Source organism: Dokdonella aquatica (assembly GCF_051987395.1).
GTDB lineage: Bacteria > Pseudomonadota > Gammaproteobacteria > Xanthomonadales > Rhodanobacteraceae > Dokdonella.
Genome location: NZ_CP197094.1, coordinates 1,062,342 through 1,083,342 on the forward strand (window position 1 = coordinate 1,062,342; position 21,001 = coordinate 1,083,342).

21 protein-coding genes and 1 tRNA gene are annotated in these 21,001 nt (G+C 68.5%); 9 read left to right on the plus strand and 13 right to left on the minus strand.

The annotated features are described in order from the left end of the window. The first annotated feature begins 73 nt into the window (after positions 1–73). Together ACQQ2N_RS04700 and ACQQ2N_RS04705 are read left to right on the plus strand one after the other, a co-directional pair. Positions 74–916: a GAF domain-containing protein gene (locus ACQQ2N_RS04700; protein WP_440224523.1), complete on the plus strand. Its 843-nt coding sequence runs from the start codon at positions 74–76 to the stop codon at positions 914–916. Between the two features lie 138 nt (positions 917–1,054). Beyond that, positions 1,055–1,339, plus strand: a complete 285-nt coding sequence (locus ACQQ2N_RS04705) for a hypothetical protein (RefSeq protein ID WP_440224524.1) — start codon at positions 1,055–1,057, stop codon at positions 1,337–1,339. A gap of 107 nt (positions 1,340–1,446) precedes the next feature. Here the strand turns inward: ACQQ2N_RS04705 and ACQQ2N_RS04710 are convergent, their stop codons facing one another. The 3 genes from ACQQ2N_RS04710 to ACQQ2N_RS04720 all read right to left on the minus strand — a co-directional run bounded on the left by ACQQ2N_RS04710 (position 1,447) and on the right by ACQQ2N_RS04720 (position 4,601). Continuing rightward, positions 1,447–3,483 (minus strand): YecA family protein, encoded by a 2,037-nt coding sequence (locus ACQQ2N_RS04710; RefSeq protein WP_440224525.1) that lies wholly within the window; start codon positions 3,481–3,483, stop codon positions 1,447–1,449. Positions 3,484–3,878: 395 nt separating this feature from the next. Continuing rightward, positions 3,879–4,214, minus strand: a complete 336-nt coding sequence (locus tag ACQQ2N_RS04715) for an H-NS histone family protein (protein ID WP_440224526.1) — start codon at positions 4,212–4,214, stop codon at positions 3,879–3,881. Between the two features lie 314 nt (positions 4,215–4,528). Next, positions 4,529–4,601 (minus strand) — tRNA-Ile (locus tag ACQQ2N_RS04720). Between the two features lie 408 nt (positions 4,602–5,009). Here ACQQ2N_RS04720 and ACQQ2N_RS04725 point away from each other — a divergent pair. The 5 genes from ACQQ2N_RS04725 to ACQQ2N_RS04745 all read left to right on the plus strand — a co-directional run bounded on the left by ACQQ2N_RS04725 (position 5,010) and on the right by ACQQ2N_RS04745 (position 7,138). Continuing rightward, positions 5,010–5,429 (plus strand): hypothetical protein, encoded by a 420-nt coding sequence (locus ACQQ2N_RS04725; RefSeq protein WP_440224527.1) that lies wholly within the window; start codon positions 5,010–5,012, stop codon positions 5,427–5,429. Next, on the plus strand, positions 5,405–5,737 hold the full coding sequence (locus ACQQ2N_RS04730; protein WP_440224528.1) for a hypothetical protein: 333 nt from the start codon (positions 5,405–5,407) through the stop codon (positions 5,735–5,737). The genes ACQQ2N_RS04725 and ACQQ2N_RS04730 overlap by 25 nt, the downstream gene beginning before the upstream one ends. A 183-nt stretch (positions 5,738–5,920) precedes the next feature. After that, a complete protein-coding gene (locus tag ACQQ2N_RS04735; protein WP_440224529.1) occupies positions 5,921–6,163 on the plus strand; it encodes a hypothetical protein in 243 nt (80 codons plus the stop codon). 189 nt (positions 6,164–6,352) lie between these two features. Then, positions 6,353–6,664 carry a hypothetical protein gene (locus ACQQ2N_RS04740; protein ID WP_440224530.1) on the plus strand — a complete coding sequence of 104 codons (312 nt, stop codon included), beginning with the start codon at positions 6,353–6,355 and terminating at the stop codon, positions 6,662–6,664. Positions 6,665–6,712: 48 nt separating this feature from the next. Then, positions 6,713–7,138, plus strand: a complete 426-nt coding sequence (locus ACQQ2N_RS04745; protein WP_440224531.1) for a hypothetical protein — start codon at positions 6,713–6,715, stop codon at positions 7,136–7,138. A gap of 14 nt (positions 7,139–7,152) precedes the next feature. Here ACQQ2N_RS04745 and ACQQ2N_RS04750 read toward each other — a convergent pair whose 3' ends face one another. From ACQQ2N_RS04750 to dtd, 3 genes are all read right to left on the minus strand, one after another. Next, the gene (locus ACQQ2N_RS04750) at positions 7,153–8,706 is read right to left on the minus strand and encodes a hypothetical protein (protein ID WP_440224532.1); all 1,554 of its coding nucleotides are present in this window, start codon (positions 8,704–8,706) and stop codon (positions 7,153–7,155) included. A gap of 78 nt (positions 8,707–8,784) precedes the next feature. Next, positions 8,785–10,632: an RNA polymerase sigma factor RpoD gene (gene rpoD / locus ACQQ2N_RS04755; protein WP_440224533.1), complete on the minus strand. Its 1,848-nt coding sequence runs from the start codon at positions 10,630–10,632 to the stop codon at positions 8,785–8,787. 132 nt (positions 10,633–10,764) lie between these two features. Beyond that, a complete protein-coding gene (gene dtd, locus ACQQ2N_RS04760; protein WP_440224534.1) occupies positions 10,765–11,211 on the minus strand; it encodes a D-aminoacyl-tRNA deacylase in 447 nt (148 codons plus the stop codon). Between the two features lie 106 nt (positions 11,212–11,317). Here dtd and ACQQ2N_RS04765 point away from each other — a divergent pair, with 106 nt between their 5' ends. Together ACQQ2N_RS04765 and ACQQ2N_RS04770 are read left to right on the plus strand one after the other, a co-directional pair. Further along, complete coding sequence (locus tag ACQQ2N_RS04765; RefSeq protein WP_440224535.1) at positions 11,318–12,217, plus strand: LpxL/LpxP family acyltransferase; 900 nt, start codon at positions 11,318–11,320, stop codon at positions 12,215–12,217. 102 nt (positions 12,218–12,319) lie between these two features. After that, complete coding sequence (locus ACQQ2N_RS04770; protein WP_440224536.1) at positions 12,320–13,168, plus strand: hypothetical protein; 849 nt, start codon at positions 12,320–12,322, stop codon at positions 13,166–13,168. A gap of 64 nt (positions 13,169–13,232) precedes the next feature. Here ACQQ2N_RS04770 and ACQQ2N_RS04775 read toward each other — a convergent pair whose 3' ends face one another. The 7 genes from ACQQ2N_RS04775 to ACQQ2N_RS04805 all read right to left on the minus strand — a co-directional run bounded on the left by ACQQ2N_RS04775 (position 13,233) and on the right by ACQQ2N_RS04805 (position 20,959). Then, positions 13,233–13,865, minus strand: a complete 633-nt coding sequence (locus ACQQ2N_RS04775) for a LuxR C-terminal-related transcriptional regulator (protein WP_440224537.1) — start codon at positions 13,863–13,865, stop codon at positions 13,233–13,235. Beyond that, positions 13,862–14,590, minus strand: a complete 729-nt coding sequence (locus ACQQ2N_RS04780; RefSeq protein ID WP_440224538.1) for a sensor histidine kinase — start codon at positions 14,588–14,590, stop codon at positions 13,862–13,864. Before ACQQ2N_RS04780 ends, ACQQ2N_RS04775 begins: the two co-directional genes overlap by 4 nt. Beyond that, positions 14,587–16,989, minus strand: a complete 2,403-nt coding sequence (locus ACQQ2N_RS04785) for a protein kinase domain-containing protein (protein WP_440224539.1) — start codon at positions 16,987–16,989, stop codon at positions 14,587–14,589. The genes ACQQ2N_RS04780 and ACQQ2N_RS04785 overlap by 4 nt, the downstream gene beginning before the upstream one ends. 68 nt (positions 16,990–17,057) lie before the next feature. After that, positions 17,058–17,372, minus strand: a complete 315-nt coding sequence (locus tag ACQQ2N_RS04790) for a hypothetical protein (RefSeq protein ID WP_440225708.1) — start codon at positions 17,370–17,372, stop codon at positions 17,058–17,060. 8 nt (positions 17,373–17,380) lie between these two features. Continuing rightward, positions 17,381–18,592: a patatin-like phospholipase family protein gene (locus ACQQ2N_RS04795; RefSeq protein WP_440224540.1), complete on the minus strand. Its 1,212-nt coding sequence runs from the start codon at positions 18,590–18,592 to the stop codon at positions 17,381–17,383. Beyond that, on the minus strand, positions 18,589–19,371 hold the full coding sequence (locus tag ACQQ2N_RS04800) for a 3-hydroxybutyrate dehydrogenase (RefSeq protein WP_440224541.1): 783 nt from the start codon (positions 19,369–19,371) through the stop codon (positions 18,589–18,591). The genes ACQQ2N_RS04795 and ACQQ2N_RS04800 overlap by 4 nt, the downstream gene beginning before the upstream one ends. 199 nt (positions 19,372–19,570) lie before the next feature. Next, on the minus strand, positions 19,571–20,959 hold the full coding sequence (locus ACQQ2N_RS04805; protein WP_440224542.1) for a sigma-54-dependent transcriptional regulator: 1,389 nt from the start codon (positions 20,957–20,959) through the stop codon (positions 19,571–19,573). Positions 20,960–21,001 lie beyond the last annotated feature (42 nt).

Sequence of the window (21,001 nt, forward strand, 5' to 3'; positions counted from 1 at the left end):
AGTGCGCTTCGGCCGGCTCCGGCTGCGCAAGCCGATGATGGGAGCGCCATGAGGGCTCGATCGCGGTGTCCCCGTGAAAGGTGAGACACTGGCGGGCTTCGCCGCCGTCGCGGCATTCACTGCACATCTCATGGCTGATACGCCTTACCTCGTCGGATTCGACATGCCCGGCGCAGCGTCGGACCCTGCCCACGAAACAATACTCGTCGCGCTCCTCGATCGAATCCCAACCCTGGCTTGGCAGCAGACGTTCCTGAGGCACGCCGAGCGATTCGTTGCCGAGCATCGACTCGCCGACGTGCGCTTGATCGGAAAGCACATCCATCTCGTAGGGCCAGCAGGGCGACTCCGCACGTCGGCTGCGGCCGTCCAGCGATTGGTTGAGTCCTCCACGCTCGACACCCTCAAGGCGCTGCATCAAGAAGTGGATGACGAGCTCCAGACACACGACGTTCGTGTCGCGGAGATCGCCGCGGTATCCCAGGTTCCCGACCTGCCGAAGATCCTCGCGGAGGTATGCGCGATCACAGGCATGCGCTTCTCGGCCGTCGCACGCGTGACGGAGAACCGGTGGACGACATGCGCGGTGAACGACCTACTCGATTTCGGGTTGCGCCCCGGTCAAGACCTGATCCTCGAGACCACGATCTGCCGAGAACTGCGGGCCGGTCAAACCACGAGCTTCGGTGAAGCCAGCAAGGATCCGGTGTACTCCAGGCACCACGCCCCACAGATCTACGGCTTCGAGAGTCACATCTCGGTGCCGCTCAATCTCGCTGACGGCACATTGTTCGGCACGCTGTGCGTGCTTGATCCCAAGCCTGCCCAGCTCGGCGCCGACGTGCTCGCCCGTGTCGAGTCGCTCGCGGCAAGCATCGCGTCGCACCTTCATCTCCAATCCGGCGGCCAGCATTAGCCCCGCGTCAGGGCCGGCGGTCAAAGCTTGTGGAATCCTGAACGGCCGGCGTGTGCACCGTCACAACACCGGCTTTGCTCATCATTCGTTTGGCGCGTGCGTGCGAAATCTCCGTCACCACACCACGAGGATTCGGCGATGAGCTTCGACGACTTCGGACGCGCTATCGAGCACGCGGATCAGGCCAGCGAAGAGATGCTCGGCATACCCGTAGTCGACGAAGCCTTGGCCGCATCTGCAATGCAGGACGCTCGTCGGGCGTGGGCCGTGCAGCTTGCTGATTCAGTCGGTATGCGTCGGCGGATTTCCCGCTTCCGCTACGGGTACACGTACGGCGCCAGTGGCCTTCCGCAGGCCAGCAAGGCCATGACGATGCGCCAACGAGCGCGTCAGATCGTAGGAAGCGCGGCTATCGTGCAGTAGTCCTCACGCGCCGGATCGACAGGTCGAGAGAGGGCCGTCTACCGAAGCGCGTGTGACATCCACGACGAGTCGCAACGCGACGACTCACATCAACCCGACTGCATCCATCACGTTTGGTATCCCGGACGCTTCCGCATGCAGCACTTCTTGTACTTCTTTCCGCTGCCGCACGCGCAGAGCGCGTTGACGGCCTGCTTTCGCGGCGAGGGAATGCTAGGGGTGTCAATCGCGCGGTTCTGAGCACGCATCGCTCTCCACCAGCGAACCACCTTCTCCAGCTCCGCTGACGGCGTCCAGGGCTGGTCCAGTAAAAGTGCGGCGCGAAGCTCCCCTGAGCGATCGACCCATGCGCCGAACCACTTGTCCGCCCGGCACTCGTACTTGTTGAGCGCGCATTGGTCTCTAAGTCCTCGCTGTCCGATGTCGTCATCTGCGTGGCCGACTTGGACTGTCAAACCTTGGCGCTCGTCGCCTAGTCTGAAGCTACATAGGCTGCCCTGTTCATCACTGCGGGCCGCCGACTTCACGAGAAGCCGGTCGACGGTCTCGGCGGTGTGTGATCCCATCGACAGCAGCTCAAACCCAAGTTCGAGCGCCGCAGCGTTGTCAGAGTGTTCAAGTGTGCCAATCAGATGCTCGAATGGCCTGTTTCGGAACCTCGTGAGGATGCCTGGTGGTGTATCCGGGCCTTGCAAACCCATCCTGCGAACCATCATGGCCGCTTCGAGGCCGGCGCCAATGTCGTCACCCAGCTGGATGAAATTAACGCCAGGTGGCAGAACCAGATTCTGGCTGAGGTGGTAGGACAAGACCGTCAGTTCATGGCCAGACGATATACGGTCGAAAAGAGCGGCTCGCTGCTTGACGTAGGCGAGCAAGCGTAGTGGCGTGCGCAGCATCTCGGTCATCGCGTCGAGCAGGAAGACATCCATCACGAACGGCTCGCGAATGATGTCGGTCGTCGTCGGTTGAAGCATGGATCGCGTTTGGAAGCTCAGCGAGGGGTAGTGGTCGGCGACGACGCAGAATGGAAAGATCTCCTTGATCGGAACCCGAGGCTGCAGCGTGCTTTCGTCGTCCAGCACCAATGCGACGTCACCCGCCACGAGGTGCGCAGCGCAACTCAACGCTTGCGCGTAGCCGTCTCGCACAGCTGCCTTGAAGTCGCTCTTCAGACGATCGCTGTCTCCCTTGCGTGCGCCAATAGTGAGCCCTTTGGACTTGGCTTGGAGGACGATGCAGCGGTCGCCATACACGACGAGCACATCGACTTCGTCAACGATGGTCTTGCCCTGTTTGAGTTTGACGTTGGCGTGCACGTTCTCCGCGCCGAACACGCGCTGCAGCAAAGTAACCGACAGGCCTTCGGTGGACGCGCCGCGGTGCTCGCAGGCGGTGCTTTCGTAATCCGTGTCACGCATCCAGAAGATCGGAGACTCGTATAGGGATTGGTTGAGCGCGGCCGGATCGAGAATGAGGAAACTGTCCTCACCCAACGGTACGAGCGGTAACGCCGCCGCTTCGTTGTAGTCGTCCATGGCTCGGAAGCGCTCGTTGCGCGACTTGAGCTCGAACGCACCGAACACCGCCCCCACAACGGCCGGATCCAACCCCGTACTTTCGGCGATGCGCGCTGGCCTCACCACGAACGCGGGCAGCAAGTTCGTGGGATCGCGCGATTCAGCGTGAAGGTGCGTCGCCTCTGCAACTTGCACATGCAGCGCAGCGTGAATCGCCCCCAGGATCCTTGCGGCTTGGTCAATCGAGAACCCTTTGTTCGCCACAAGCCATTCGCGGTCTCGCTCATAGCGTTGCGGGGCGAAATCAAGAAACTGGTAGTGATAGGCCGACGGAGGCCCGTAGAAGATTGCCTCGCGCAGCACGTCTCCTTGCGAGGGATGCTGGACACTCCCCCTCGTCATGAATCGAATGGCCGTCATGATGGGAGCGTTAAGCGCCTCGTGCGCTTCCTCCATGAGGCAGCAGGCCTCCGCGGCGTACGACTTCAGCGTATTCCCGTCGATGGGTTCGAGGTTGATAGGTTGCTGGACCAGCAGCCCGAGCAGGACCACCGCTTCGGTCCTCAGCAATCGCTCGCGCGAATAGGTGGACTCAAGCGCATCTGCGTCGACCGAGTCGGCCAACGACAGTGTGTTGTCGCGCCAGTAGAGGTACGCGAGAGCATGTGCGAACCCTGGTCTCGCGCAAAGTAGGCGGAGAGCCTGGAACACCTCCCCGTCGGAACGGACCAGCTTGACTTGCTCCACCACGCTGTTGGCCTCCAGTTGGAGACTGGTGCCATCGCCTCACGGTACGGCCCCATGTCGCTGATGTCGCGCCTTAGTGCCCCGGACAAGTATGGTGCCTGTGAAGGCTATGTGCCGGATGCGCGACGCCGTCGTCGGTCCAGCGCTTATCGCACCAAGCAGTCCTTCGGAGAGTGGTTTCGTCGAGAGCTTCCGTTGGAAGCTGCGCGAAGAGCTCCATAGCCAGCCAGCTGACGCACGCGAGGCGCTGCGCGACGGCTCTCAACGGAATTTCACTTGATGAGGAGCGACTGCTCCTTCGTTCCCGAGGCGATCGCTTCCGCGAACCATGCGGGCTGACGCCCACGACCACTCCATTCCTGGTGAGGCGACTTCGGATTCCGGTACTTCTTCGGGACGGCAGCCTTGGATCGGCGCCCGGCGGCTCGCGCTCGTGTCTTGGTGCCCAGCACCTCATCGACCGTGAGCCCCTCCTTTTCGATCATGGCGAAGACCTTCTCCCGAAGCACGTCCAGCGTTTGCTTCTGCAGCTCAGCCTGGCGCTGCTCCAGCTGCGAGCGCAACGCAGCGAGCTCTTTGGCGGAAAGCTTGTTCAGTGAGATGGGCAAGACAATTACTCCGAAGGCGTGGGATCACGGGAAAAGCGGCCAATCTATGCTTTCCACTTGCACTCAAGACTACTGAATTCGCGAGTGCGCGCTGGACGCGTTGACGCTAGCCGCCTGCGCCACCATCTGTCGCAGCTGAGGCGCGAAAGCATAAACATCAATCCGATCATAATCTTGCGAACACTCAAGGTGCGTCGAGAGGTCAATCAAGATGAGGGGCCGCGGCCAAACTATGCTTTCATGGCAATCATAGGTTGGCCAAAGCGGCCAACCTATGCTTTCCCGCACAGGCCCACCGCGCCCCTGCTCGATCATGGGCCCACCAGGATTCGAACCTGGAACCAAGGGATTATGAGTCCCCTGCTCTAACCGTTGAGCTATAGGCCCGTAGCGGGTTTGCGGGCTGATGCGAGGGGCTTCGGCGCAGTTGCGGTGCAATCGCGCCTTGCCTGCGACCGCCCCCGCGTTGGCCGACCTGCGGCGCGCAGTGTACCGTCCCGCCCCCGAGTGGGCACGCGCGACGTAGGCACGTCACCCACGCATGCAGTTGCCACGGCCGTATGCGACGACGCAAATCCATCCGGCGCTGCAGGCCGGGCCTGCATCGAACGACGACGCATGCCATCGGGACTCGATACCGCGACGCCGCGGAACCTTTCCGTTGACGGGTCAACGCCTCGGGCGTAGGTTGGTCCCTCTTCTACCGCGCACGTCACGGCGACGCTCCCCCTGTCGGGGATCGCCTCCGTCCTGGGCCGCAATGGCCAGCGCGTCCACGGGTAGCCGAGATGCACCATGCCGGGTTTCACCGGCCTACCGGACCATGACCATGTCATTCGTCGACGTCCCCGGCCTGGCGCCGGCGATGCGCCTGCGCGTCACGAGCGCGCGACCGGGCGGCTTCGTCGTCCGGGTCACATGTCGCAGCCATTGGCCGTGCTGACCGATGCGGTCCACGTCCGAGGCGACGAGGTCGCCGACGACGGAAGCTGCCTTTCCGTCACGATCGAGCGCGAGGGAGCAGCGGGCTTCAGGGTCTCGGTCGGCCGCCACCATGCAGCGCTCGCACCGGCGGAGCCCACGATCGCCGATCGCGTGAGCGTCAGCTTCACGACATCCTCGGATGCGGACCACTTCTTCCGCGGATGGCCGTACCACGCTCTCGTCATGGAGGCGCTGGCATCACCGTCGTGGGCAGCGTCCTCACCGGCATGAAGCGTGCGACGACGGGTCAGCCTCCGGAATCCCGCAACGGCGTGCACCGACCCGTGACCGCGGCCCACAGGACGTGGGCACGCAACGTGGTGACGAGCCGCGACGCGGCAATCGCGGCCCGCATGGGCTCCGCCGTGGAGATCGTGAAGCAGGGACGCGCGCTCGATGAGCTGATCGCCAGCTTCATCGAACGAGGTGGCGCTATCGGCGCATTCGACGCCGCGGTACAGACCTTCGGTCACCATCTCGAGGCCTTGAGACCCCATCTCGTCGCGCTCGCGGAACTGCGTCGCAATCCGGTTCGGTAGATCCGCATCACACGACGATGGTCGTGCCGATGGCGGAAGTGCCACGTGCCGGGTACGGCACCGCTGCTGGCACGTGAACCGCCCCGTCCCACTCGCAAGGAGAGCACCTTGGCATCGCCCGAAGACCGATCGTTGCGTGTGCGGTCCGATCAACTCGCCGCGAGGATCGACATCGTCGATTCGGTGATCGCGACGCAGCAGGATGCGACGCTGACCAGCCAGCAGACGAAAGTCGTGCTGATGGCCGCGATGGTGGCCCTCTACGACGCGCATCCGGACAAGGCGCGACTGCACGCGTCGTTCCAGTGCGCCTGGAATGTCGCGCGCGGTGCGCTCGGGGTTCCGGACATGCCGGACGAGAACAACGAGGAGGCGCTGTCGCTGGTGCGCCAGCTGAGCGGCGCCTTGCGCAAGATGATCCTCTGACGCCGCACGCGCCCCGCGGAACGACCGCCAAGGGACTCGGCGACACCGACTGCGGTGTTCCACGCGACGACCGCTTCCGGAGCAGCCTCGGAAACCATGGGTGCCCTTCTTCCGCAGGTCTGATGCCATGCGTGGACGCGACGCTCGCGGCGCCCTACGATGCGCGACCTCCCAAGGCATCCCTCGGCCATGAGCCCCAGAATCTACGGGACGCCTTCCACGAGTGCCCTTGCGTCATTCGAAGTCGACGAGCTCGGCCCCGATCCGCGCGCCATCCTCGCCGGGGTGCATCCTGCGCTCGTCGCCACGCGCACCTCACCGTCACCGGCCGGCTTCGCCTGGTACGGACTGGGCGCGCCCGCCCTGCCCGGCGTCCAGCAGGCCGCGGTCGTCGGCAGGGCGCTGTGCGTGCTGCAGAGTGCTGCGGCAGCAGGCGACCTGGTCGATTTCCGGATCGTGACGGGGGCCTACCTCACCGATCTCGCACGTCCTGTCGAGTAGCGGCTCCTGCGCGGCCCGGGACGGAGGCTCGCCTTCTCGGACGGGAGCATGATCCCCTGCATCCCCGACGCGCCGCAGGCGGGAGCAAGCTTCCCCACGGTCGTCCGCCATCACACCGTCGGCGCCGTCATCGTCATATCGGCGCTCAGCGCCCGTTTCGCATTGCCGTTGCCTACTTCGTGGACAAGGAGGGCTGCGGACATGGCGATGTACTTCGTGGCATACGATGCACACGCCGAGCGGGACGATGCGCGCATCAAGGCCGCGCTCGCGCCGCTCGGCATCCCGATCCTGAAGTCGACGTGGCTGGTCGAGTACAAGGGTTCGGCGGCGCAACTGTGCGAGGCGCTCAGCGCGCGCCTGCAGTCGCGCGACGCGCTGGCGATCATGCAGATCGTGCCGAATGCGGACTGGTCGGTCTTCAACGAGGCCAAGGGCGCGCACGCGTGGCTGCGCAGCCGCATCCACTTGTGACACGCCCGACGCGCTCAGCGAAGGTCCGGGAAGTCGTCGCCGCAGTCTGATGCGGCGATGGCGGCGGTCCACTCGCGCCACCATGCGGCGGGCTGGTCGAGCGGCGTCGACAGCGTGATCGGCACGAGCCTGACCTCGCCGTTCCACGGCAGCGCGTCGACGCAATAGGTACGCAACACGCGCTCGCCGGCGAGCGTGATGCCGCCGAGGCGCTCGAAGTGCTCGACGACGGCGGGCTCGAACGGCGTGGTGACCATGATGCTGCCGGTGTGCGGATGGGCGGGCACGACACCGCCCTGCCCCATGCCGCCCTGGGCGTTGCGCGCGAACGTCGCCGTATGCAGCGTATCCGCCGCGAGCACGAGACCGAATTCGCCACGCGCATGCAGCGCGCCGGCTTCGGTCGCGAGTCTGGGCAGCAGGTCGCGCATCGCGAGACCGGCTTCGCGCCAGGGTTGCGTCGCGACGGCGAGGTGGATCGCGAACACCGGCAGCAGGATCGTTGCGCAGGCACGCAGCGCACGTGTGCGTGTGGCGTACGCGAACGGCAGGAACAACGCGATCGCGAGCCAGGCGCCGGTCACGTAGAACAGGCGCGCGCCGAAGCCGGTGGTCTCGACGCCGGTGAAGTGCACGACGATCGCCGCGGCAGTTCCCATCGCGGCACCGAGGGGCAGCAGCCACGCGCGCACGAAACGGCCGGCCTGCCACGCGACCATGGCGCCGGTCGCGAGCACACCGAGGACGGCCGCGGCGAGCACGCCGGCCCAGGCACCGAACGGCTGCGCGAGCACGGGTGCGAAGCCGGCGAGGCGCTGCGTGACGATGCCCAAGTCGAAGGCCTGCAGGGGAGCGTGTACCTCGTAAACCTGCACCGCGTGGCCGAACAGATGCCGGCGCAGCATGAAGTAGGCGACGAGCATCGCGAGTGAAGGCAGCACGTCTCGCAGCTCGCGCAGGATGGGACCCATCCACGCGCGCCGTCCTGGCGCCGCGGGTGCAGGCATCGCAACGAGCGCGACGACGAGCATGAGCCCCGGCGTGAGGATCGCGGGTTCCTTCGAGGTCAGCGCGAACGCGAGTGCGAGCAGGCTCGCGAGATGTGCGCCGTCGAAGACGCGATCTCGCGCGAGATGGCGCTCGCACGCGACCAGCATGCCGGCGAGCGCGAGCTGGTCGAAGCGCGCGGCGATCCAGACGCTGGCCTCGGGCGCGAGCGGGTAGAGCCAGAACGCGGCGGCCGCGAACCATGCGACGGGCGGCGTGCGTTCCGCGCCGACGATGCGGCGCACGATGCGCAGCACGAGCCAGCCGTTGAACAGGTGCAGAAGCGCGTTGCCGAGTCGCCATCCGGCCGGTTCGTAGCCCGCGTGCAGTGCGCTCACGATCCAGCTGGCGAGGCCCATGGGGCGGTAGAAGCCGTTCTGCAGGCCCTCGGCCTGCGTGAAGGCGCCGAACAGGTAGCCCAGCGCACGCCCCTCGCCGAGCACGCGATGCGCGTGGTGGACGAGGCTGACGTCGTCACCGAGGAAGCCGCCGCTCCACGTGCCCGCACACAGCGCGAGCATCACCGCGGCAGAAAAAAGGGCGGCCGTGGTGGCCGCCCTTGTATGTCGTTCGCGATCCATCGCGTCGTGGCTCGCGCGTTATTCGAGGTCGAGGAACGAGCGCAGCTGCTCCGAACGGCTCGGGTGGCGCAGCTTGCGCAGCGCCTTGGCCTCGATCTGGCGGATGCGCTCGCGCGTGACATCGAACTGCTTGCCAACTTCCTCGAGGGTGTGGTCGGTGTTCATGTCGATGCCGAAGCGCATGCGCAGCACCTTGGCCTCGCGCGGCGTGAGGCCGCCGAGCACGTCGCGCACGGTCTCCATGAGGCCGATGTTCGTCGAGGACTCGATCGGCGAGACGATCGAGATGTCCTCGATGAAGTCGCCGAGGTGCGAATCCTCGTCGTCGCCGATCGGCGTCTCCATCGAGATCGGCTCCTTGGCGATCTTGAGCACCTTGCGGATCTTGTCCTCGGGCATCTCCATCTTGACGGCGAGCTCTTCCGGCGTCGGCTCCCGACCCATCTCCTGCAGCATCTGGCGGCTGATGCGGTTGAGCTTGTTGATCGTCTCGATCATGTGCACGGGGATGCGGATCGTGCGCGCCTGGTCGGCGATCGAACGCGTGATCGCCTGGCGGATCCACCACGTGGCGTAGGTCGAGAACTTGTAGCCGCGGCGGTATTCGAACTTGTCGACCGCCTTCATGAGGCCGATGTTGCCTTCCTGGATGAGGTCGAGGAACTGCAGGCCGCGGTTCGTGTACTTCTTGGCGATCGAGATCACGAGGCGCAGGTTGGCCTCGACCATCTCCTTCTTCGCGCGGCGGGCCTTGGCCTCGCCGATCGACATCGCGCGGTTGATCTCCTTGATGTCGGCGACCGACAGGTACAGCGTGTTCTCGATCGAGACGAGCTTGTTCTGCTCGCCGACCAGCGCGTCGCGGTGCGTCTTGACGGCCGGCGACCACTTCTGGCGCTTGCGCGCGAGTTCCTCGGCCCACTCGAGATTGGTCTCGTTGGACGGGAACATCTTGAGGAAGTCCTTGCGCGGCATCTTCGCCTGCTTGATGCAGACGTCCATGATCAGGCGCTCGTGGTGGCGGATATTGCTCACCACCTCGCGCAGCTTGCGCACGAGGCCGTCGATGAGGATCGCCGGCAGCTTGAGCTTGAGGAACTCCTCGGCCATCGTGTCGCGCAGCTTCTGCGTCTTGCGGTCGGCGATGCCGTGCTTCTCGGCGGCCTTCTGGAACTTCACGTAGCCCTGGCGCAGCTCGTCGACGCGGCGCGCGACCTCGACCGGGTCGGGACCCGTGTCGACGGTGGTGCTTTCCTCGTCACCGCTCTCCTCGTCCTCGTCGGCCTCGGCCTCGTCGTCGCTGGCGGCCGCCGGCTCGGGTACCGCGACCACGGGCTCCTCGAGGTCGGCGAAGCCCGCGATGACCTCGGACATGCGCTTCTTGCCCTCGCTGACCTGGTCGTACTCCTCGACCAGCAGCTGGATCGACCACGGGAAGCTCGCGAGCGCGGACTGGACCTGGTTGAGGCCTTCCTCGATGCGCTTGGCGATCGCGATCTCACCCTCGCGCGTGAGCAGCTCGACCGTGCCCATCTCGCGCATGTACATGCGCACGGGGTCGGTCGTGCGGCCGACCTCGGCGTCGACGGCCGACAGCACGGCCACGGCCTCTTCGGTCGCGGTCTCGTCGTCGCTCGATGCCGTGGCGGTGGCGCGCAGGGTCTCCGTATCGGGTGCGATCTCGTGCACCTCGATGCCCATGTCGTTGATCATGCCGATGATGTCTTCGATCTGTTCGGGATCGACGATGTCGTCGGGCAGGTGATCATTCACCTCGGCATAGGTCAGGTAACCCTGCTCCTTGCCCTTGGTGATGAGCATCTTGATATCGGTGGTCTGCTGCTCCTGGATGTGCTCGCTTGCCATGAAGATTCCGCTGTTACCTTAAGCAAAGACTCGGAAGTATAGGAGCCGCGTCAAGGGCATCCCAAACCGTTGATTTGAAAGGATTCAAACGTTTTCAGCCGCTGTCGCGGCGAGGCGTGGTGCGCGGACCGTTCAGGCGGGCGCGACGCGCAGGTGGAACGTGACGGGGCCGTCGTTGACGAGGCTGACCTTCATGTGGGTACGGAAGCGCCCGGTTTCCACCCGCGGGTGCGCCTTGCGCGCGAGTTCGACCACGCGCGAGAACCAGCGTTCGCCCTCCTCGGGGCTGGCCGCGCCCGAGAAGCCTGGCCGGCTGCCGCTCGAGGTGTCGGCCGCGAGCGTGAACTGGGAGACCAGCAGCAACCCGCCACCGGTGTCGCGCAGCGAGCGGTTCATGCGCCCCTCGTCGTCGCCGAACACGCGGTAGCCGAGCAGGCGCTCGACGAGGCGCGCCGCCTGGGCCTCCCCATCGCCCCGTTCCACGGCCACAAACGCAAGCAGGCCCGCCCCGATCACGCCGACCGTCTCGCCGTCGACGTCCACATGGGCACTCTCGACCCTCTGCAACAGTGCGATCACGGGCGTCCTCCAGCGGCAAACCGCCATGCTCGCCGCGGCCCGCAGGGGCGGTCAACGGGCACGATGCCGCTAAGATGGGGGTCGTCCGCACGTCCGCCTCCTCTGCATGATCCTGCGTTTCCGCCTGCTCCACGCGCTGCTCTCGCTGGCCGGCCGCCTGCCCCTGCGCACGCTGCATGCGCTCGGCGCACTGGTGGGCATGGCGTACTGGCGGGCCAACGGCCGCGAGCGCCGCGTTACCGAAGCCAACCTCCATCTGCTCCAAACGCGTCATGGCGTGGAATCAGGACAGATCCGCTCACGTGACGTGCTCGCCGAGACCGGCAAGTCGGCCCTCGAGGTCGCCAAGGTGTGGTCGGGCCGCCCCGGCGACGCGCTCGCGCTCGTGCGCGAGGTGTGCGGCGCCGAGGTCTTCGATGCCGCGATCGCGGCCGGAAAGGGCGTGATCGTCGCCGCACCGCACCTGGGCTGCTGGGAGCTGCTCAACTACTGGCTGGCCGCGCGCACGCCGCTCGCGATCGTGTACCGGCCGCCGCGCAATCCGCACCTGGAGCCGTTTCTGGTCAAGGCACGCGGCGCGCTCGAGGTCGAGCAGGTGCGCGCCGAAGGCAGCGGCGTACGCACGCTCTACCGGCGCCTCAACGCGGGAGGCGTGGTCGGCATCCTGCCGGACCAGCAGCCCAAGCAGGGCGAGGGCCAGTTCGCGCCGTTCTTCGGCGTCGAGGCACTGACCATGGTACTGGTGCCCCGTCTCGCCGAGCGCACGGGTGCGACGGTCGTGTTCGCGTTCGCCGAGCGCCTGCCCGAAGGCGAGGGTTTCCGCATCCACGTGCTGCCGGCACCCGACGGCATCGCCGACGCCGACCTGCGCGTGGCCTGCACGGCGCTCAACCGCGGCGTCGAAGCCTGCGTCGAACGCGCGCCGCTGCAGTACCAGTGGCATTACAAGCGCTACTCGATCCGCCCGGATCCGGACGAACCCAACCCCTACGCGCGTTCGCGCTGACCCCCCTGTTCGCGGGGTACCGGCTACGCAGGCCGCTGCCTAGCATCGCGGTCCACGGTGCGCACCGGTCCGCGCGCCGATGCACCCAGGGGAACTGCTCCGATGTCCATGCCCTCTTCCGCGCGCCCTCGCGGGCGCCGCGTCCTCGCGCTGCGCGCCGCGGTCGCACTCGCCGTCGCGACCCTCTCCACGCCCGCGCTCGCCGTGTTCCAGAACGGCGGCTTCGAACAGAACAACTTCGCCGGCTGGACGCTCGACGGCGGCACCAATCCCGGCCTCGCCGGCAGCCCGCCGTTCACGGGGGCGAGCGTGACGATCAACCCGGGCGCCGCGGGCCCCGCCGACATCGTCGGCCAGGTCGCCGACCCGCGTGCGCCGACGATCGCGCTGCCGCGTGCCGGCGATCACACGGCACGCCTCAACGACGAACATGGCGGCGCGCTCGTGACGCGGCTGACCCAGGTCGACACGCTCACCGCGGCCGACATCGATCCCTCCGACGGCCTGCCGCACCTGCGCTTCGCGTTCGCGCCCGTCATGGACGATCCGAACCACGCGCCGCACGAGCAGCCGTACTTCTATGTGTCGGTGCGCAACCTCGCCGACAACACGGTGCTGTTCGAACAATTCGCGTACTCGGGCCAGCCCGGCGTGAACTTCCTGCAGGGCAGCGGCAACTGGAAATACCTGCCGTTCCAGGACGTCGACGCGGTGCTGCCGCTGTCGGCGATCGGCCAGCCGATCGAACTGACCGTCATCGCGGCGGACTGCTCGCTCGGCGGGCATGGCGGTTACGTCTACGTCGACGGCTTCGGCTCGGCGCCGGTCGGCCAGCCCGGCGGCGGCACGGGAGCACCTGCGATCGAGCTGCCGGTCGGCCATCCGTTCGCACTCGCGGCGCTCGCCGCCCTGCTCGCCGCGGCAGGCTGGCGTCGCGCGCGCAACGTTTGACGACACCACGACAGGACGCGCGGCGCTCGCCCCGCCGCGACCGCCCAGGGAAGGTCGCTCTTCGTCAGGACGGCGCGACGAGCCCGCGCCGCGTCGCCTCGAGCGTGGCCTCGGCACGCGAGGTCACCGCGAGCTTGCGGTAGATGTCCTTCACGTAACCCGCAGCGGTGTGGCGCGACAACGCGAGCGCCTCGGCGACCTCGGGCACCGTGTAGCCCTTCGCGATGAGGCGCAGCACTTCGGTCTCGCGCGCGGTCAGCACGATGGCCGGCACCGATGCATCCGGCGCGGGCTGGAAATGGCGCAGCAGGCGCCGCGCGATCGAAGGCGACAGTGGCGGACGCCCTTCGGCGATGCCGCGCAGCATGCCGGCGAGCGTGTCGGTCGGCTGGTCCTTGAGCACGTAGCCCTGCGCGCCCGCGTGCAAGGCCGGGAACAGGTGCGCATCGTCGTCGAACACGGTCGCGACGACGCAGGTCGTGCCGGCCGCGTGCAGGCGTTCGATCAGCGTGACGCCGGAGCCGTCGGGCAGGCCGAGATCGATGATCGCGAGCGGTGCGTGTGCCGAACGCAGGCCTTCCGCGAGGCTGCCCGCGAACGCGATCGCGATGCCCGGGAACGCGAGGCCAAGGGCCTGCGCGAGCCACTCGCGGCTCGAGGCGAGGTCGTCGACGACGAGCGCATGCGACGGCGTCACGGCGCGCCCCCGATCGGCACCGCGAGCACGACCTTGGTGCCGCCCTCGGTGCCCGGCGTCCAGCGGATGTCGCCCTCGAGCTCGGCCGCGCGCTCGCGCATGCCGCGCAGGCCGCTGCCTTCGACCGGCGAGGCCGGCGCGCCGTCGCCGTCGTCGGTGAGGTCGAGCACGAGCTGGTCGCCGCTGAGGCCGATGCGCACGCGCACGCGACGCGCCTGCGCGTGGCGGATCACGTTGCTGATGGCCTCGCGCGCGATGCGGTAGAGGTGCAGCGCGCGGGCGTGGTCGAGCGGTGCATCGGGCAGGTCGGGCCGTTCCTGCCAGGCGAGACCGATGCCGACCGCGGCGAGGCGTTGCGCGGCCTCGGCACGGATCTCGCCGAGCACCTCGCCGAGCGTTCCGGGCGTGCCGCGCGAGCGCGTGACGACATCGCGCAGGTCCTGCAGCGCGGCGCGCGCGCGATCGGCGTACTCGGGCGTCGGCGCGGCGTGGATCAGGCCAAGCAGGCGCGCACCGAGGTCGTCGTGGAGGTCGCCGTGGATGCGCTCGCGCTCGGCCGCGGCGGCTTGTTCGCGTGCACGCGCCTCGCGCTCGGCAAGCAGTGCGAACAGCTGCATGCGCTCGGCTTCGAACACGCGCCGCTCGAGGCGCAGGCGCACAAGGGTGAACGTGGCCGCGGCCACCGCGACGAGCGCCACGACGAGCGCGATCGTCGCGAGGCTCACGGCGTGCGCCTCGTCGAAGGTGCAACGGCCAACGCCGCGAGGCGTTCGGCCGAAGCCTTCGTGCGCGCGTGATCCGGTCCGAGAACGGCGGCGAGGCGTGCGTGCGCGGCCTCGAGCGCGGCACGCGCCTCGTCCGCACGACCGAGACGCCCAAGACACAACCCCTGGTTGCTCATGAAGATCGCCGTGTTGACGTGGTCGGCGCCGAGCGTGGCGCGCGAAGCGTCGACGAGGGTGCGGAATTCCGTGCAGGCCTCGTCGACACGCCCCGCGTCGAGCAGCAGCATCGCAAGGTTGTTGCGCGGCGCGAGCGTCGACGGATGGGTCTCGCCCGCACGCTGCTGGATCGCGACGAGGCGCCGGTACATCGCCTCGGCGGCATCGACCTGGCGATCCTCCTCGAGCAGATAGGCGAGCGTATTCATCGCCGCGAGCGCCTGCACGTGGGCCTCGCCGAACTGTGCCTCGAAGCCGGCCAGCGACTCGCGTGCCAGCGCGATGGCCTCGGCACGGCGCGGCGTGCCGGCGAGCGCGTTGGCCAGCGACTGCATCGTGGTCAGGGTGGCCGCGTGGGTATCGCCGAGCACATCGCGCTGTGCGGCGAGCACGGCCTGCGTTTCGGCGATCGCCTCGTCCTGGCGACCGCGGGCGGCGAGCACGAGGGCAAGCTTGTGGCGGCTCGCGAGCGTGGCCGGCGCGCGCTCGCCGAGTTCGGCGCGACGCGTCGCGAGCACCTCGCGAAGCAGCCGCTCGGCCTCGTCGAGCTCGCTGCGCTCGCGCAGCAGCGAGGACAGGTTGCTGCGCGCGATGTCGAGCGTCGCGGCGAGCTCGTGTGCGGCCACCGGATCGGCAACCTCGATGCCCGATGCGTCGGCGAGGATCGCGCGGTAGGCGCGCATCGCGGCGTCGACGTCGCCATCGTCGTCGTCGATGCGTGCGGCGCTGAGCGCGAGGCCCAGGCGTGCCAGAGGTGTCGCGTCGGGCCACGCGGCGCGTGCGTCGGCGATCGCGGTGCGCGCCTCGTCGAAACGTGTGAGATCGGTCAGCACGACGGCGCGCTGGCGCAGCAGGCGATGGCGCCCTTCGGCATCGTCGTCGGTGGCCAGCGCGAGCGCTCGCGTGTTGAGCGCGAGCGCATGCTCGTAGTCGCCGAGCGAACGCCGCGTCGAAGCGAGGGTCGTCGCGACCGCGCGCTCGACGGCCGGTGCGCCGGCACGCGCAAGGCTCCGCTCGGCTTCGTCGACGACCTCGTCGACGGTCGGTGCACGACCGCGTGAGACGTCGGGATCGGCCGACGCGAGCATGCGTTCGAGGAACGCGACCACGGCAGCGCTCTCCTGCGCACGCTGCTCGGCGAGCACGCGCGCGCGTTGTTCGGACCAGGCCGCACGCAGCGAGACGATGCTCGCGACGAGCAGCACGAGGAACGTGATCGCGGCCGCCGCGGTCAGCGCGCGGTAGCGGCGCACGAAGCGCGCGGCAAGATACGTCCGCGTCGGCGGACGCGCCGACACGGGCCGATGCGCGAGTACGCGTTCGAGGTCGTCGGCGAACGCGGCCATGCTCGCGTAGCGGCGCGCGGGATCGGCCTCGAGCGCCTTCATGACGACCGTCTCGAGGTCGCCACGTGCCTGCGGCGCGACGCGGCCGAGCGGCATCGGCAGCTCGCGACGCACGATGTCGAGTGCCTCGAACAGCGTCGACGTGGTCAGGCGCGGATGCGGCAGGCAGCCGGCGACGAGCTCGTAGGCGACCGCGCCGAGCGCGTAGACGTCGCTGGCCACGTCGATGCGACCGCCGCCGAGCTGCTCGGGACTCATGTACGGCACGGTGCCGAGCACCTGGCCCGCGAACGTGAGGCCTTCGGCGCCGTCGTCGCGCAGGCGCGCGATGCCGAAATCGAGCACCTTGGGCTGGCCTTCGGCATCGACGAGGATGTTGCCGGGCTTGAGATCGCGGTGGATCACGCCGCGCGTGTGGGCGTAGTGCACGGCACGCGCGACCTTGGCGACCAGCGCGATGCGCGCAGCGGGATCGGGATGCGACTGCTCGACATGCGTGCGCAGGTCCACGCCCGGCACGTACTCCATCGCGAGCCACGGTACCGTCGTGCCTTCGAGCGTGGCCTCGCCGGCCGCGTACAGGCGTGCAATGCCCGGATGCTCGAGGCGTGCGAGCACCTCGATCTCGCGGTGCATGCGCTCGATCACCGCAGCCGACACGCCGCGCACGACCTTGAGCGCGACCTCGCGCACCGGATGCGACTCGACGGCCAGCCAGACGCGGCCCATGCCGCCCTCGCCGAGCAGGCGCACGAGCCGGTACGGCCCGATGACCGGCACGTCGGGCGTGGCGGCGCCGTGCCCGACGGGCAGCGTCGTGTGGTCGTGCGTGGACACGTGGTTTTCCCCTTCCCCAGGGGCCGATCCTGCCACAACCGCGGCGCGCGCTGCGGGGCGCGCCGCGTTCAGCTCGCCGGCTTGCGCAGCCGGCGCAGGAACACCTCCATCTCGCGCGCGGCCTGCTGGTCGCCGCGTGCGCGCGCGACCTCGATGCCTTGCGTCCAGGCGGCTTCGGCGCCGGCCGTGTCGCCGAGGTCGACGAGCGCGCGACCGAGCAGCTTCCACGCCGCCGAGTACGTCGCGTCGAACCCGGTGGCGGCACGCAAGGCCTCCGCGGCGCCTGCCGCATCGCCAGCCGCGAGTAGCGCGTTGCCGATCGAGAAGCGAAGCAGTGCACCGTCGCGCGGCCCGCCGATCTGGGTACGCAGGCGCGCGACCATGTCACCGCTCACGGCGCGACCTCGCGCAGCAGGCGATGGATGTCGTGCGTGACGACGCCGACGTCGCGCGGCGGCGGCGCGAAGTAGCTCGGATGTGCGAGCGTGCGCTGCATGTCCTCGCGGCCGCTGTCCCAGTGGCCACGCATCGACAGGGGGCTGAACGCGTAGTCCTTGTACTGCTCCTCGTACGGCTTGGCGCGGTAGATCAGGTGCACGATCGTGTGCACGCGATCGCACATCCACGGCCGCACGTCGTCGAGCAGGCCGGGCGGAAGATCGTCCTCGGGCACGCGACGCACGAGTTCGGCGAGCGCGACGCGCAGCTTCTGCAGGCGCTCGACCATGTCGGTGCCGAGGCGCGTGCGGCTCGAGTACTGGATGTCCTTCTGGCGTTCGAACACGTCGGGCAGCGTCGCCGGCACGTCGCCGCGTGCACTCCACAGGTCGACCTGCAAGGCCAGCGTGTCGCGGCGCGGCTGTTCGCCGAGCACGTGCTGCAGCGGCGTGTTGGAGACGATGCCGCCGTCCCAGTAGGCCTCGCCGTCGATCTCGACCGCCGGGAACGCGGGCGGCAGCGCACCCGAGGCCATGATGTGCTCCGCGCGCAGCTTCATGCGCGAGGAATCGAAGTAGACGACGTTGCCGGTGCGCACGTTGACCGCGCCGACCGACAGGCGCGCGCCGCGGCCGATGCGGTCGAAGTCGACGAAGCGCTCGAGCGTGGCCTTGAGCGGCGCGGTGTCGTAGAAGCTCGTCGCCGCCGCGCTGCCCGCCGGCTGCAGGAACGGCAGCGTGTGGCGCGCCTCGAAGAAGCCACGCTGGCCGTGCGCGATCGCGTCGACCGCGGCGAGCGCACCGGTCCACGTCGCGATGCCGTTGCCGGGCCACGCGCCGAGCGTGTCGCGCATCAGCGCGCCGGGCCATGCGAGCGGACTCGCCGGCTGCACGACGAGGTCCCAGAACGCGTGCAGCCGCTCGACGCGATGCGCAGGCGCGTTGCCGGCGAGGATCGCCGCGTTGATCGCGCCGATCGACACGCCGGCGAACCAGTCCGGACGGATGCCGGCCTCGTGCAAGGCCTCGTAGACGCCGGCCTGGTAGGCGCCGAGCGCGCCGCCGCCCTGCAGCACGAGGGCGACCTGCTCGAAGCGCGCGGCCAGCTCGGCCGGGGTCGCCGTCTCGACGCGCGGAGCCGCGCGACGCGGCGCGCGTGCACTCATTGCATGTGCCAGCCGTGGCTGACCGTGATGCTCTGGCCGGTCAGCGCATTGGTCTCGAACGCGGCGAGGAACAGCGCGAGGTTGGCGACGTCGTCGACGGTCGTGAACTCGGTGTCGACCGTGTCCTTGAGCATGATGGTCCTGACGACATCCTCCTCGGAGATGCCGAATGTCTTGGCCTGCTCGGGGATCTGCTTCTCGACCAGCGGCGTGCGCACGAAGCCCGGGCAGATCACGTTGGCGCGCACGCCCTTGGGGCCGCCTTCCTTCGCGACGACACGGGCGAGGCCGAGCAGGCCGTGCTTGGCGGCGACGTACGGCGCCTTGAGCTTCGAGGCCTCGTGCGAGTGCACCGAGCCCATGTAGAGGATCGCGCCGCCCTGGCCACGCGCGTACATGTCCTTGAGGCAGGCACGCGTGGTCAGGAACGCGCCGTCGAGGTGGATCGCGAGCATCTTCTTCCACTCGTCGTACGCGAACTCCTCGACCGGCTTGACGATCTGGATGCCCGCGTTCGAGACGAGGATGTCGACCTTGCCGAAGCGGCGCACGACCTCGGCGACACCGAGCTCGACGTCGTCTTCACTCGTCACGTCCATCTTCACGCCGATCGCCTTGCCGCCGGCTGCCTCGATCTCGCGCGCGGTCGCGCTGGCGCCGTCGAGGTTGAGGTCGGCGATCGCGACGGCCGCGCCGTGCTGCGCGTAGACCTCGGCGATGCGCCGGCCGATGCCGCTGGCCGCGCCGGTGACGAGTGCGACCTTGCCTTCGAGTGTCATGGGTGTCTCCTGCAGGGGAAGGGATGCGTGGCCCGCCGCGCGCGCGGCGACTGGGACGTCGCCTGGCGCGGCGCGGTTCCCGCCGCGGCCGTGCGGCGCGGCCGAATGCCGCAGCGAACCATGGCGGCGGGCGCCGCGTCCATCGGCCGAAAGTCCGATGGACGCGACGAGCCTCGCACGCGCGCGTGACGGCGCGCCGTCAGTCCTCGCGTCCCGCCAGCTTGGGGTCGACGCCGAGGTCCTTCAACTTGCGGTAGAGATGGGTGCGCTCCATGCCGACCGCCTTGGCGAGCTTGCCGACGCTGCCGCCAGCCTCGTTGAGCTGGTGCAGCAGGTAGGCACGCTCGAACTGCTCGCGCGCCTCACGCAGCGGCAGCGCGAAATCGACCTCGAGCCCGCGCGGCGCATCGCTGCGTGCCGCTGCGGCAGGCGTCGCGCTGCCGAGGGCGAGCTCGAGTTCGTCGAGGGCGACATCGGGCGCGTTGCCGAGGATCAGCAGGCGCTGCACGAGGTTGCGCAGCTCGCGCAGGTTGCCCGGCCACGGGTAGTGGCGCAGGCGGTTCTGCACGGCGACCGGGAAATGCCGGTACGGCAGCTTGTCGCGGTTGGCGAAGAAATCAGCGTAGTAGCGCAGCAGCTCGGGGATGTCCTCGACGCGCTCGCGCAGCGGCGGCACGGTCAGCGGCACGACCTTGATCTGGTAGTAGAGCTCGTCGCGGAAACGCCCGGCCTGCACCGCGGCCTCGAGATCGTGCGAGCTCGCCGCGATCACGCGCACGTCGATCGGCACGGCCTCGTGCGCACCGCAGCGCAGCAGCGCGCGGCGCGCGAACACGCTCGACAGGCGCAGCTGCAGCTCGGGATCGAGATCGGCCACGTCGTCGAGGTAGAGCGTGCCGCCGTTGGCCTGTTCGATGAGGCCGTACTGGATCGCCGTGCCGTCGTCGGTGCCGAACAGCGCGCTGGCCGCGTGGTCGCGCGCGATCGAACCCGGCGCGACGGTCACGAACGGGCCCGCACGGCGCGCGCTGCGCTCGTGCAGCCAGCGCGCGAGGGCCTCCTTGTCGGTGCCGGGCTCGCCCTGCACGAGGATCCAGGTGTCGTGCGCGGCGAGCTTCTCGGCCTGCGCCTTGAGCGCCTGCATCGAACGGCTCGTCGCGACCGGATCGAGCGGCACCGCGAGCTGGCTGCGCAGGCCCTCGTTCTCGCGGCGCAGGCGGCTCGCCTCGAGCGCGCGCTCGACGGTCAGCAGCAGCTTGGCCAGCGAGATCGGCTTCTCGACGAAATCGTAGGCGCCCAGGCGCGTCGCCTCGACGGCGGTCTCGACCGTGCCGTGGCCGCTCATCATGATGACCGGGCACGGCAGGCCGCCACGCTCGCTCCACTCGCGCAGCAGGCTGATGCCGTCGAGGTCGGGCATCCAGATGTCGAGCAGGACCACGTCGGGACGCTCGCCGCGACGCGCCTCGCGCGCGGCCGTGGCGGACTCGGCGACCGCCACCGTATAGCCCTCGTCCTCGAGGATTTCCTTGACGAGGCCGCGAATGTCGGGCTCGTCGTCGACCACCAGGACGCGTGCGGAAGGCATGGATTCGGTCGGTTGCGAAAAAGAGACAACGAGCATACCCGA